Raw genomic sequence first — 12,757 nt, forward strand, 5'->3', positions numbered from 1 at the left:
GATCCGGTGCTTACTTAATTGCTTATTATGCTTCTAATTGCTGAACTTGGAACAAGTCATAGTAATGACCTTTTTTCTCCATTAGCTCAGAGTGTGTACCCATCTCAACGATTTGACCGTGTTCGATATGAACGATTCGGTCTGCGTGCGTAATCGTGGACAATCGGTGGGCTACGATAAAGGTTGTTCGATTTTTAGCTAGCTTTTCAAGCGCCTCTTGGATGAGGTGTTCACTTTCTAAATCCAATGCCGAAGTCGCTTCGTCCAAGATTAAAATCGGTGGATTTTTTAAGAAAACACGGGCAATGGCAACTCTCTGCTTTTGTCCCCCAGAAAGCTTCACACCTCTTTCACCAACGGTGGTATCATAACCATCGGGTAAATTCATAATAAAGTCATGTGCGTTCGCAGCCTTTGCAGCAGCCACTACCTCTTCATCCGTAGCATCCGGTTTTCCTAATAAGATATTGGTTTTTACCGATTCACTGAACAAAATATTATCCTGTAGTACCATACCTATATTGTCTCGAAGGCTCCTTGTTTGAAATCTTCTAAGGTCCGTTCCATCTAATAGAATTTCTCCTTCTGTCACATCATAAAAACGTGGAATTAAGCTAATTAAAGAAGATTTTCCTCCTCCACTCATTCCAACTAATGCGACAGTTTCCCCTTTATCAATATCAAAATTGAGGTTTTTCAAGACCATATCTTCGTTTTCTTCATAAGAAAAACTGACATTTTTAAAGGTAATGTTTCCTTTTACATCCTTACACTCTATCGAACCTGGTAAGTCATCAACATCGTATTTTTCATCCACAAACTCAAATACACGGTCCATCGATGCAATGGCTTGAGTAAGCGTTGTGGAAGAGTTAACTAGTCTTCTTAAAGGACTATAAAGACGGTCAATATAAGCTATAAATGCGGCCATTGCCCCAATAGACAAATCACCTTGAATAACGGAGTACCCAGCAAATGCAATAACTAACAATGGAGCAACATCAGTTATCGTGTTAACAACCGCAAAAGCCTTTGCATTCCAGCTTGTATGGTTCAGTGCTTTCTCAAGGAAGTTCTTATTATGCTTAGTAAATTGACCTTGCTCATGACCTTCAATGGCAAAGCTTTTTATGACCGATATCCCTTGAACTCTTTCATGAAGGTAACTTTGTACCTCTGCCAGTGCTTGTGACCGAGTTCTTGTCAAACTTCTAAGCCTTCCAAAAAAGTACTTAACAGATACTGCATAAAACGGGAACAGTAACAGGGATACAATGGTTAACTTTATATCCATTGTGAACATAATGGCTACTGCAATGATAATCGTAGCCACATCCAGCCATAAGTTCATTAGTCCTGTGATGACAAAGTTCTTCGTTTGTTCCACATCGTTAATCACACGGGAGATTACCTCTCCCACTTTCGTATTGGAGTAATACTTCAAGCTTAACTTTTGGATATGTTGAAAAAGCTGATCTCGGATGTCATATAAAATTTTACTACCGGTCCACTGTGCAAAATATTGGCGGTAATACTCAATAGGTGGTCTCACGATAATAAATACAACAAAGGTAACACCCATAAGCCAGAATAATTGCTCTAACTGTTGATTGGAAGTGAGCGTTTCATTTCCCACAATATCATCAATCACGTATTTAATAAGTAACGGTATTAACAGAGGTATAGCAAATTTTATAATTCCAATTAGCAGTGTTCCTAGAATTTGTAGGCGGTAGGGCCTTACAAACTCCATATATCTTTTTATACTCCCCACTTTAAAATGGCCCCTCTCAATATGAAAAATCTAGCTGGCTTTAGCCTCTCCACTCGTAAATAACTGAAAAAACCTGTTGATTCTCAACAGGTTTTATCCCTCTTATTTTAAATAAAATAAGTATCTCTCATACCATTCGTCTATAAATTCAGGTGCAAATGGTCCTTTTCTTTGGCGAATCCACTTAACCAGTTTATCTACATTTCGTTTTAGGATATGATCGATGACCTCAGGGTACATCATTTTTTGACTATGTAATTCGTACTCATCTTCATCAAGCAATGTATACGTCATATCAGGGTATACTTTAATATCCAAATCGTAGTCAATATATTTCAATGCTTCATTATCATAGGCAAATGGCGAACTTAAGTTACAGTAATAATAAATCCCGTCTTCTCGAATCATACCTATGATATTGAACCAGTGCTGTGCATGAAAGTAACAAATCGCAGGTTCTCTTGTAATCCACGTTCTACCATCAGATTCCGTCACAGTTGTACGATCATTTCCCCCAATAATTAGATTGCTTGTCCCTTTTAAAACGGTCGTTTCATCCCAAACACGGTGTAGATTCCCGTTATGTTTATAGCTATGAATTTGTACCTTCTCACCCTCATGAGGAACCGCCATGTTTGTCCCTTCTTTCTCCGAACCAGCAAAACATAAATTATCAACCGTCCATTCTCATTATGTATGGCTTTCTTTTCTTCTTATTATTATAACTATTATAACGGTTCTTAAGTGAATTTAAAACTTTCATGTCGGCAAATGAGTAATTCGACAGGGTTCGACAGGGTTTGGAAAACAACTGTCACGACACTAAATGGTGGGTGACAAAAAAAAGAGCCACTAATATTGGCTCTAAACGGAATATTGTTTTAAGTTTTCTTCTTGGTAATATCGAATAACTTGTTCAGTTTGTTTTTCAAAAGTTTCTTGAATCTCCCTCAATTCTTGTTTCATTTTTTCTATATCCTCTCTCACACCCGCTAAGCGTGCTTCTTCTTCTAATAAAAGGAGCTCTGCCTCAATCTTTTGGCAACGTTCTAATTCAGATTGTAAAAAAAGCAGCTGGTCCATTGTCTTCATCTGATTATTCACCAATTCATCGAACATCTTCATCTGCACTCTCTCCTTCAAAAGGGGTTAGATAAGTAATTCTGTGGTGGGTTTCATTTCCCTTTGACTAGTTATGTAAGTTTGGCACTGCTTTTGTCGAAGGAAAATATCCACCAGTTTAGGAATTGCACCTTCGATCCGGGAATTGCACCTTTAGCCCCCAGAATTGCACCTTCAATCCAAGAATTGCACCTTCAATCCGAGAATTGCACCTTCAATCCAAGAATTGCACCTTCAATCCGAGAATTGCACCTTCAATCCAAGAATTGCACCTTCAATCCGAGAATTGCACCTTCAATCCGAGAATTGCACCTTCAGCCCCAGAATTGCACCTTCAGCCCCAGAATTGCACTCCCCCATACACAGAAGAAAGCGCCCCACTCGGATAGTGAGACGCTTTCGTTAGAGTAATTACTGTTGTTGTTGACCAGCATTACCAGAAGCTTGAGCTTTCTTAGCTGCTGATTGTTGGTTTTGTTGTCTTACTTGTTGAGCATCAGTTTCGCTTGCAAATTCAGTACCGAATTTACCAGCACCTGCAGATGCTGCGTTTTGCTTTCTTACTTCTGCTGCATTAGTTTTTGAAGCTTGTGCTTGTTGTTTTTGATCCACTGTAATCACCTCCACGACTTTAATGTAACCAGCCATGTCTGAAACTATGTTGGTTTTTTATGGATTTTATATGGATAAAAATGGAATATAAATAAAAGCACGTTTCCCTCCATACACACCATCTTTTAGATTGCATAGGTTCAATTTTTAAAACAAAAAATAAGGAACGCGTAGAAAGGAGTTGAGGTTAGATGTATGTAGGAAGAGACATGACGGAACTTGGAATGGTTCCAAAAAATGAATGGCAAGACAGTGAATTAGCTTTTTTCCATCATTCCTTGCAACAAATGGTGCCTTATTTAAATAGTGAGGGCGTTACCATCCATAAAGAAATCGTAAAGGAAATTGAAAGAAGAGGTGGCCTTCACCGAAATGAAGCCACCTACACGTCTGGTACGGATCCAACGATTGATTAGTGAGTTTCTTTAAAAGCTTTCCACATCTTTTGAAAAGGTACTGGGAATGCGTATTCACTCATTTGTTTTTCCGTCATTATTTGGTACGGAAGCTCAACAGAGGAAATGGAGCCTTTAACCACATAGGCGTCGATTTCCCATTCAACATGGGAAAAAACATGTTTGACTGTCGTTAAAGGTTCCATATGTTCTATTTCTAGATTAAGTTCCTCCTTTAACCAACTTCGAAACGCATCCAGGTCCCCATTCTTTCCTTTTTCTATCATCGGGAACTGCCACATCGAAGCAAGTAATCCTGTTTCCGGACGCTTTTGAACTACGATCTGCCCATCATTTGTTAACACTAGTGCAGACATCCATTTCTTTTTGGTTGAGGATTTTTTTGTATTTTTTATCGGAAGAATTTTTTCTTTTCCTTCATGGAATCCTTTACAGTAATCACGGACCGGACAAAGCAGACACGACGGAGATTGAGGGGTACAAATCAAAGCCCCTAACTCCATAATCCCCTGGTTAAAACCAGATGGGTCTTCGTGGTCAATTACCTCCCGAACAAGCCCTTCAAAGGTTTTTCTTGTCTTCGGTTTTGCGATATCTTCTTCAATCGAAAAGACACGTGAGAATACCCTCATGACGTTTCCATCCACCGCAGGCTCTGGTTTCCGAAAAGCAATACTCATAACAGCTCCAGCCGTATATGGACCGACCCCTTTTAAGGATTGAAATTGTTTGGGGTCTTCCGGAACGTTTCCATTATACTTTTCTGCTACTTCTCTAACAGCGGTTTGGAGGTTTCGAACTCTCGAGTAGTACCCTAACCCTTCCCAGGCTTTTAAAATTTCATCTTCCTTTGCATTTGCAAAGTCGTGCAGAGTAGGAAACTTATCAATAAATCGTTCATAGTATGGGATGACAGTGTCTACCCTTGTTTGCTGGAGCATAATTTCTGAAACCCAGATTCTGAATGGATCTTCTGTTCTTCTCCATGGTAAGTCTCGTTTTTCTTGATGGAACCAAGAAACGAGTGCTTTTTGAAACTTTTCTATTTGAAAGTCATTCAATGATTTTTCAATGGTTGTGGTCATAGTTTGCTCCTTTATAGTGAATGACCTTATGTAATTCAAACCCTCTTATAAACTTAGGATGGCTAATTTCGTATACTCTGTTGCTTTATGACAGTAGTTGGTTCTATGAACAAGGGACATTGGTTTCCGTTGCAGGTGCTTGCTTTCCGCGGGCGGTCCGGGAGCCTCCTCGTCGCTTCGCTCCTGCGGGGTCTCCCTTGTCCCTTCCTCCCGCAGGAGTCAAGCACCTTCCACTCCAATCAACTGCGGTTTAATAACATGTGCACTAAACAACACTCTTTACGAAAATAGCGTAAAAAATAGTCCATCTATCGTTTTTAATCCCTATAAAAAGGGGAATAAGAAGTACTAACGGTTCCTTTTAATGGCTAGGCATTCGATTTGTTGCTCTGGGTCTTCTAGACATTGCAAGAAGATTTCGGATGACTGTCGTTTCTTTTTCAAGGCATAGTAATACGCCTCTGTTGGAACAGAGTACACTTCTATAAACTTATTTTTTTCATGCTCGTCCCAAAGCGCCAGAGAGGCTCCGTACGATTGCATGGTTTGAATCATGTCATTCATAATCTCTTTATATTGTACATGAAAATGTTCTTTAATTTGATACTGAAATAACATTTGAACCATGAAAATCCTCCTTTATCATGCAGTTTTTTACAATTGGCTGCTTTATGTTCATGTTAAGATGCGTTTTTTAAAAACCACTTTCTAAATCTAGAAACTTTCAAAGGGGGAAGCCACTTGGATACAGGAACACATATAGTGATGGGGATTGCATTAGGTGGTATATCCACGTTAGACCCTGTTGTAGCAAATAGTGCCCCAACGGGAACGGCTGTATTGATTGCCGCAATACTCGGGTCGCAAGCCCCAGATATAGATACTGTTTTAAAATTAAAAAATAATGCAACGTACCTCAAACACCATCGGGGAATTACACATTCCATCCCCGCCGTTTTGTTATGGCCCATTGCGATTACGGTTGCCATGATGCTTTTCTTCCCTGAAGCGAATTGGTTTCATATTTGGATTTGGACATTTCTTGCTGTTTTCCTTCATGTATTTGTCGACATTTTCAACGCTTATGGGACTCAGGCATTACGCCCTTTTTCGTCGAAATGGGTCGCATTAGGTTGGATTAACACGTTTGATCCGTTTATTTTTGGTATTCATATTGTCGGTTTTATTCTTTGGTTTTTAGGCGCCCATCCTGGTTACACATTTTTAGCGATTTATGGAATCATAGTGGCGTACTATGTATTACGGTTTATATCACAACGAAACATCAGACGAACCATTGAAAAAAGATTTCCAGAAGTAACGAATGTCATTATTGCACCCACTCTCCGCTATTATCAATGGCGGGTAGCCATCATGGATCATGACCACTTCTATGTAGGTAGAGCATTTAAAGATGAACTGATTATTTTTGATCAGTTTGAAAGACTGCCTTTCCCGGAAGAAAAAGAGCATGTCCTGTCAGCAGTTCAAGATGATCCGAATGTGTCAGCCTTCTTAAACTTCTCCCCTTCTTATCGATGGGAAATGGAGGAGGAAGGCGATAAGATTGAAATTCGGTTTATTGACCTTCGTTATCGAAAAGATGGGCATTATCCTTTTGTCGCAATCGTCCATCTAGACTGGGATTTGAATATTATTTCCTCTTTTACAGGTTGGGTGTACAGCGAAGAAAAGCTCCAGAAAAAACTGGAGATTCTTCCTGATTAAAATCAACTGGAAAGTTTCGTACAGAATGAGATCTCATATCTGTTAAATACTATGTGTACGCAGGATATCATTGAGGTCACTCATGATGTTTTGTGTGGTGAGTTTCTTAGCAGGGGTGAGAGAGAATGGTACGCAACAAGGAAAAAGGATTTCCAATCGTAAATGGAATCAAACTCGAAGGCGAGCCTCGTGCCAAAGCTGAGTATGCCTCTAAACGAGCAGACGGATCGATCAACACACATCCACAAGAGCGAATGAGAGCTTCTAACCACCGGGAAGACGATTCAGCACGTTCTTAAGGGGGAAATGATCATGGGAAACATGAAAAATAACTTCTACAGCAATGTGTATAAGAGTCCGTTCGAGCAAGCTAACACAAGAAAAAAGCACTTGTGGTCTCAGGTTAAAGGGGAAACCCAGCAAACCCAAAACCAAATCATTTTGGAGCATCAGACAAGAAAACAATCTTAGTTAGTACCAAAAAAGGCCAGAGGGGCTCACCTCTGGCTTTTACTTTTTATTATTCAGTAATAGTGAAATCGGAAGAGCTTCCTGACTTCCGTCTCCATTCAATCGATATCCCCATGCAAAGACTCCGTTTAAGTAATCAATTTTAAAATATTGACCAGGGTCTCCGTGGATCTCATAAATTTCCCCTTTTTTAAAATCCTTTGGGTCTCTAATATAAGCTTCTGCCATAACAGCCTTTCTCTCGAGAACAGCATATTCGTTCACCATTCCCATTTGTTCAGCTTTTCTTGCTTTTTCTCTTAATTGAGCAATTTCTTGTTCTAATTCAACTTTACTTAGTTGGCTATATCTTTTTTCAGACTCCAAGACAAGACTCTCCTTTTTATAACACTTATAGAAAAAATGAATTTACACAAGCTATATACATGTTAACATTTTTAGCATGCTATATTCTGTATCATATAAGAAGAAAAGGCTGGTTGCAAAGGAGGAGTACTATTGAGGGCAGTTCTCATAACAGGAGGTGGAACCGGATTAGGTAAAGAATTAGCCCATTTATTTGCAAGGCAAAGCTTTAAGGTTTTGCTTTGTGGAAGAAAAGAAGAACCTTTAATGGAAGTAAAAGCAGAAATCGAAAAGCTAGGTGGAACGGCCGATGCTTTCACTTTAGATGTAACCAACTATGAAGAAATGAAAAGTACACTTAATCAAATTCGGATGGAAAACCTCGAGATTATTGTGAATAATGCAGGGATTGGCATATTTGGTTCGTTTGAAAATATGCCCCTCTCTCAATTTGAAGATATGATGAGAGTGAATTACTTTGGTCCCCTCTATCTTTGTAAAATGGTCATTCCACATTTGCTAAAGAAAAATAAGGGAATCATTATCAACATCATATCCACAGCTGGACTGCATGGAAAAGCAAACGAAGCAGGATATTGTGCAAGTAAATTTGCTCTCAGAGGGTTAGGTGAAAGTCTTCAAAAAGAATATGAAGGAAGGTTGCGAGTGGTCAATGTCTTTATGGGTGGTATGAACACACCTTTTTGGGAGGATAGTACCCATGTTTCAGACCCTAGTCAGTTAATGAACCCTCGTGACATTGCAGAACTTATTTTTACACAATATGAACATAAAGAAGAAGTAAAAATCGAAAGGAAGAAGCCTTAAGCCTCTTCCCTTTTTTCGTTGATAAAGCGTTCTATTAAATCTATTTCAAACCCTTTTCGGAACAAGAACTGTTTTACTTTCATGATATCTCCGCCATGCCGGTTCCAAGCTTTTTCTCCTTGTTTTTGAATAGCATTCCATTCCTCATCTTCATCTGGTCCCCACTCGGCCTCTTCAAGTGCGATTGAAATCACGGAAGCAGGGAACCCTTTTTGCATGAGCTTATCAAATAGCTTCTGCTTTTTTTCGGTTGTGGAATACTTTTTTAAACTATTTCCCCATTTACCAACGAGCTGAATGGCTTTATCAATGGCTCTTTCTTCTGTAAAAAATAGAAGGGCTTGTTCCCGGTTTGGAGCTGAAATTCCTTTTTCCTTTAATCTAGCATCAATCCAACTTGGTCCTTTATCGCTTGTTTCTATATAGGTTTTGACAAAAGCTACCGCAAACTCATCGTCCCTTATGTATCCATACTCCTCGAGATGATGTAACACTTCATCCAGGACAGCTTCTTCAATTTCTTTTTGTATTAAATATTGCCTCACTTCTTCTTTGCTTCTCATTCTTGCAGTCAGATAATTAGCAGCTAAATGAATCCCTTTTCGTATATGATCAGCAAACTGAATTTCCTGGATATCAAACTCAGTTAGCTCTCTCCCCTTTTTTAGTTGAAAAGAGGCCAACACATATTCATCCACACTAAAGGCATACTCTTCTCTTTGTCCTTGTAAAATATATATATTATAACGATTTTTATTTTTCTTTTGTGGGGTAATTTTTGAAACAATCATATTTAACACCTCCCTTTTACTGTAGCACACTTTTTTCCATTTTTTTGTTACAATTATTGTAAGTCTAAATGAAATGAGAATATGACAATAGGAGCTGAAGCAATGAAAGTTGCGATTGCTGGTGGTACTGGATTTGTTGGGCATGAACTCAGTCAATGGTTTCAAAAAAGGAATATTCATCTTCTTGTATTAACTCGTAACCCTTCTCAAAAACCCTCTTTGTCAAATGTTCAATACGTACAATGGATGTCTGAAGATGCTTCACCTGAAAAAGAACTAGAAGGACCAGAGCCATACTATTTATGATTGATCATCCTGATATCTCTGGTCCGGTTAATATAACGTCTCCAGGTCCTGTACAAATGAAGGCATTCGGAAAAACCCTAGGATCTGTTTTACGAAAACCTCACTGGATGCCAACGCCAGGCTTTGCTTTAAAAGCAGCACTTGGGGAAAAGAGTATTCTGGTCTTGGAAGGACAAAAAGTCTTGCCTAAAAAACTGTTATCAGCTGGATTTGAGTTCCAGTATTCTCGTCTTGAAGAAGCTTTAGAGCAAATTTTTTCCTCATAACTGTATTTCATCCTTTCAATTAGGAAAAAATAGGATTAAACCTGTAGAAAGGATGAGGTGTCATGAAAAAAGAGAAACGTGAAAAAATGAGAAGCACATTGTCAAGTATGCAAGAGGTTAGGTACCAAAGGGATTTTAAATTAGCAGATCGCGCAGCTGGTGCTGAGGTACATAAGAAAAGAGACTAACATTCCCATTTATAATCATCCTGAAAATGAACATCATAAGAACGAGGAGCCATTACCGCTCTTCGTTCTTTTTCTTTTGAATGCTGGAACCAACATAGAGGGGGAGATTCGAATGGGCAGAGGACAAACACACCGTAAAAATCGTGATAAAAATACGAATTCATTACCTCAAACACCTGCTAATTTAAAACGACCAGCTGTTGAATACAATGAGGAATTCGCTGACGCCGCTGATTTAGAAGCTCAAGCTCGAGCTAACGCTGCAAACCAGCGCGTAAAAATGAAGCAGCATAAAGATTTAAACAAATAGTTTTTCTCACGGGGTAAGGCGACTTCGGTGTCCTTACCCCCTTCTTGTGAATAAGTTATTCCCATCATTGTGGATAATGTGCATAACACTGTGGATGACTGATATTAAAGGATTTGTACATAGGACTAATTGTGGATGAGATTTTGTCGATTTTTGTGGAAAGTGTGAATATATACCCCTAAATACTTTTATTAGCCTGTTTATAGTGTGGATAAGGTTGTGTATAACACCTTAAAAAAAACCCAGCAGATTTTGCTCTACTGGGTCATACCTAGCTACATTTCACCTTTTATTTGCTTACTCGAATCCGATTCGCTCTCTTTAATTTCTTCATACTTCCCTGGCCAAAATGCTTTTTTTCCAAACCATGCCGTAATAGCTGGTACAAGGAATGGACGCACAATAAACGTATCTATTAGTACACCCACAGCCGTTATAATTCCAAAATGGACAAGAATTTGTATAGGGAGAGTAGCTAATACAGCAAAGGTTCCTGCAAGGATGACACCCGCTGAGTTAATCACCCCACCCGTTTCGTTTGCTCCTTCTTTTATAGCCTTTTTAAGTGGCATGTATCTTGCTTTTTTCCAGATACTTGATTTCATTAAAATATTGTAATCTACACCGAGTGCCCCCAAGAATATGAAAGCGTATAGTGGAATAAATCCTTGAATGGCATCTGCCCCCATTACATAATGAATGATGATCCAGCCAAGTCCAAGTGCTGAAAAATAACTTACAACCACTGTTGCCATTAGGTAAATCATCGCCGTAATGGATCTTAGATAACCAAGCACTAACAAAGCGATGATAATAATAATTAAAGGAACTAAAATGGAGGCGTCTCGACTCGATGTTTCTCGGATATCATATTGCTCTGCTGTTTGACCAGCAATCCAAACTTTCTTTTCTGTATCGCTAATACCACTATTAGCAAGAGCGGTTGACACAATTTCACGTAGCTCTGGAATGACATCCATTGCCTCGTTGGAATACGGATTCATCGTCAGTTCAATGCTATACATATGGATGTTGGCATTGTTTTGGCCAGGTACTGGCTCCGTTACATCCCCTACAAAGTCTTGTGCACTCAGATTTTCTTGTAAATTAACCTCTTTCCCCTCTGTATCAATGGCAAGCGTTATTGGCGCTAGCTGCCCAGCATTAAAGGAATTTTCAATGAGTTGGAACCCCTCACTTGAAGCCATATCCTCCGGAAATGAGGAAAGCGTATCATATGTGTATTTTATTTGGAAGGTGAATGCTGCTAGGCCAACTAGTACGATCGTTGTAGCAATCGTTACTGTCTTTGCACGGTCGACCACAAACGAATTTATTTTTTCACTCAGTTTCACCTTATCTTGCTGCTTAGGGAGACTCTTCCCTTTTTCCATTGCTTTTTGTTCCATCATTTCTTGAGGCATTGGAATAAATGGGAAGAACGATACTCTTCCAAGTACTGCTAGAATCGCAGGAACCAACGTTAAGCTAGATAGAGCCACAACAAAAATGGCTAGCACGAAGGGAATACTAAATCTCTCAATCGGGCCAAAATCTGCTAACAATAAAAATGATAAGGCCGAAATGGTTGTGAGAGCACTCATCGCGATGGCTCCACTTTTATCCTTAGTGGCTTCTTTTAAAGCTGTAGAAGATTCGCGATTTACTTTCAGATAGGACCTAAATCTTGAAATTAAGAATAAACAATAATCAGTTCCAGCACCGAACAATAGAACGGTCATAATGGATATTCCTTGGCTATCAAATGTGATGACACCGTTTTCCCCTAAAGCTCCTAGAACCGGACTAATGATTGAGTAGGCAAAACCTACACCGATTAAAGGTATAAGTGCAAGGATTGGTGATCGATAAATGATGAGAAGAACCGTCAACACCAAAATGAAAGTGATGATGGTTAGAGAAAAGTCTCCGCTCGAAAATAGGTCTGTTGCATCCATCAAGATACCAACCGGTCCTGTCACTCTAGCACTTAAGCTTGCTGAGTCAATTTCTTCATTAAATGGATTCGCCCCAATAAGAGATTCTGCCCGCTCACTCATTTCACTAACATTTTCTTTTAATCTGGTCGCATCCACTCCATCATTAAAAAAGACTGGCATAATGAACGTTTTGCCGTTTTCAGATACCTGCCCCATCAACACTTCTTCAGGGATTGTATGTAATGGAGGAATCATCTTTTGATCCGGCAGTGGGTTCTCGGATAAATCTTGTACGACTGAACGGATTTGTTGTATTTCTTCATCTCCGAGTCCTAATTCTTTATTCCAAACAATAAGAGCTGGTACCCCACTTTCGTTTGGAAATTCTTCTTCTATTAGGTTTGATGCTTCCGTTGATGCTTTCAATTCATCAAAATTACCAGCGCTGTCGTTTACTTGTTGATTTGCTTGTGGGAATACGAAATTTAAAACGGTTGCTAATGCGATCCATACTAATATCGTAATCCATTTACTTTTTTTACCCACAACCCATTTCACATAGGAGTTTTCCATTT

18 protein-coding genes are annotated in these 12,757 nt (G+C 39.2%); 9 read left to right on the plus strand and 9 right to left on the minus strand.

Annotated elements, in window-relative coordinates; all coding sequences use genetic code 11:
* Positions 1-25: 25 nt before the first annotated feature.
* The 4 genes from ABDZ91_RS17760 to ABDZ91_RS17775 all read right to left on the minus strand — a co-directional run bounded on the left by ABDZ91_RS17760 (position 26) and on the right by ABDZ91_RS17775 (position 3,544).
* Positions 26-1,774 carry an ABC transporter ATP-binding protein gene (locus ABDZ91_RS17760; protein WP_343801896.1) on the minus strand — a complete coding sequence of 583 codons (1,749 nt, stop codon included), beginning with the start codon at positions 1,772-1,774 and terminating at the stop codon, positions 26-28.
* A gap of 102 nt (positions 1,775-1,876) precedes the next feature.
* Positions 1,877-2,407, minus strand: a complete 531-nt coding sequence (gene ntdP / locus ABDZ91_RS17765) for a nucleoside tri-diphosphate phosphatase (RefSeq protein WP_343801899.1) — start codon at positions 2,405-2,407, stop codon at positions 1,877-1,879.
* Between the two features lie 231 nt (positions 2,408-2,638).
* Positions 2,639-2,899, minus strand: a complete 261-nt coding sequence (locus tag ABDZ91_RS17770; RefSeq protein WP_343801902.1) for a YgaB family protein — start codon at positions 2,897-2,899, stop codon at positions 2,639-2,641.
* A 408-nt stretch (positions 2,900-3,307) separates the two neighbouring features.
* Positions 3,308-3,544, minus strand: a complete 237-nt coding sequence (locus ABDZ91_RS17775) for a gamma-type small acid-soluble spore protein (protein WP_343801905.1) — start codon at positions 3,542-3,544, stop codon at positions 3,308-3,310.
* Between the two features lie 155 nt (positions 3,545-3,699).
* Between ABDZ91_RS17775 and ABDZ91_RS17780 the strand changes: the two genes are divergently transcribed.
* On the plus strand, positions 3,700-3,924 hold the full coding sequence (locus tag ABDZ91_RS17780) for a hypothetical protein (protein ID WP_343801908.1): 225 nt from the start codon (positions 3,700-3,702) through the stop codon (positions 3,922-3,924).
* Here the strand turns inward: ABDZ91_RS17780 and mutY are convergent.
* Both mutY and ABDZ91_RS17790 read right to left on the minus strand, forming a co-directional pair.
* Entirely contained in the window at positions 3,921-5,009 is a 1,089-nt protein-coding gene (gene mutY / locus ABDZ91_RS17785; RefSeq protein ID WP_343801911.1) for an A/G-specific adenine glycosylase, read from the minus strand. The genes ABDZ91_RS17780 and mutY overlap by 4 nt on opposite strands.
* Before the next feature lie 348 nt (positions 5,010-5,357).
* Positions 5,358-5,636, minus strand: coding sequence for a hypothetical protein (locus ABDZ91_RS17790; RefSeq protein ID WP_343801914.1), 279 nt, complete (start codon positions 5,634-5,636; stop codon positions 5,358-5,360).
* 114 nt (positions 5,637-5,750) lie between these two features.
* Here ABDZ91_RS17790 and ABDZ91_RS17795 point away from each other — a divergent pair, with 114 nt between their 5' ends.
* The 3 genes from ABDZ91_RS17795 (at position 5,751) to ABDZ91_RS17805 (ending at position 7,208) form a co-directional block, all read left to right on the plus strand.
* Complete coding sequence (locus ABDZ91_RS17795) at positions 5,751-6,737, plus strand: metal-dependent hydrolase (RefSeq protein WP_343801917.1); 987 nt, start codon at positions 5,751-5,753, stop codon at positions 6,735-6,737.
* A gap of 125 nt (positions 6,738-6,862) precedes the next feature.
* Complete coding sequence (locus tag ABDZ91_RS17800; RefSeq protein ID WP_343801920.1) at positions 6,863-7,036, plus strand: small, acid-soluble spore protein K; 174 nt, start codon at positions 6,863-6,865, stop codon at positions 7,034-7,036.
* A 13-nt stretch (positions 7,037-7,049) separates the two neighbouring features.
* A complete protein-coding gene (locus ABDZ91_RS17805; protein WP_343801923.1) occupies positions 7,050-7,208 on the plus strand; it encodes a YpzG family protein in 159 nt (52 codons plus the stop codon).
* 39 nt (positions 7,209-7,247) lie between these two features.
* Here the strand turns inward: ABDZ91_RS17805 and ABDZ91_RS17810 are convergent, their stop codons facing one another.
* Positions 7,248-7,574, minus strand: a complete 327-nt coding sequence (locus ABDZ91_RS17810) for a YfhH family protein (RefSeq protein WP_343801926.1) — start codon at positions 7,572-7,574, stop codon at positions 7,248-7,250.
* Positions 7,575-7,706: 132 nt separating this feature from the next.
* Between ABDZ91_RS17810 and ABDZ91_RS17815 the strand changes: the two genes are divergently transcribed.
* Positions 7,707-8,381, plus strand: coding sequence for an SDR family NAD(P)-dependent oxidoreductase (locus ABDZ91_RS17815; RefSeq protein WP_343801928.1), 675 nt, complete (start codon positions 7,707-7,709; stop codon positions 8,379-8,381).
* Here ABDZ91_RS17815 and recX read toward each other — a convergent pair.
* A complete protein-coding gene (gene recX / locus ABDZ91_RS17820; RefSeq protein ID WP_343801931.1) occupies positions 8,378-9,172 on the minus strand; it encodes a recombination regulator RecX in 795 nt (264 codons plus the stop codon). The genes ABDZ91_RS17815 and recX overlap by 4 nt on opposite strands.
* Before the next feature lie 102 nt (positions 9,173-9,274).
* On the opposite strand from recX, the gene ABDZ91_RS21995 reads away from it, so the two are divergent.
* From ABDZ91_RS21995 to ABDZ91_RS17835, 4 genes are all read left to right on the plus strand, one after another.
* Complete coding sequence (locus ABDZ91_RS21995) at positions 9,275-9,478, plus strand: hypothetical protein (protein WP_425541862.1); 204 nt, start codon at positions 9,275-9,277, stop codon at positions 9,476-9,478.
* The gene (locus ABDZ91_RS22000) at positions 9,475-9,744 is read left to right on the plus strand and encodes a DUF1731 domain-containing protein (protein WP_425541863.1); all 270 of its coding nucleotides are present in this window, start codon (positions 9,475-9,477) and stop codon (positions 9,742-9,744) included. Before ABDZ91_RS21995 ends, ABDZ91_RS22000 begins: the two co-directional genes overlap by 4 nt.
* 62 nt (positions 9,745-9,806) lie before the next feature.
* On the plus strand, positions 9,807-9,932 hold the full coding sequence (locus ABDZ91_RS17830) for a YfhE family protein (RefSeq protein WP_343801933.1): 126 nt from the start codon (positions 9,807-9,809) through the stop codon (positions 9,930-9,932).
* Positions 9,933-10,044: 112 nt separating this feature from the next.
* Positions 10,045-10,242 carry a YfhD family protein gene (locus tag ABDZ91_RS17835; RefSeq protein ID WP_343801936.1) on the plus strand — a complete coding sequence of 66 codons (198 nt, stop codon included), beginning with the start codon at positions 10,045-10,047 and terminating at the stop codon, positions 10,240-10,242.
* 275 nt (positions 10,243-10,517) lie between these two features.
* Here ABDZ91_RS17835 and ABDZ91_RS17840 read toward each other — a convergent pair whose 3' ends face one another.
* Positions 10,518-12,755 carry an MMPL family transporter gene (locus tag ABDZ91_RS17840; RefSeq protein WP_343801939.1) on the minus strand — a complete coding sequence of 746 codons (2,238 nt, stop codon included), beginning with the start codon at positions 12,753-12,755 and terminating at the stop codon, positions 10,518-10,520.
* Between the last annotated feature and the right edge of the window lie 2 nt (positions 12,756-12,757).

Source organism: Bacillus carboniphilus (assembly GCF_039522365.1).
Taxonomy (GTDB): Bacteria; Bacillota; Bacilli; order Bacillales; family JC228; genus Bacillus_BF; species Bacillus_BF carboniphilus.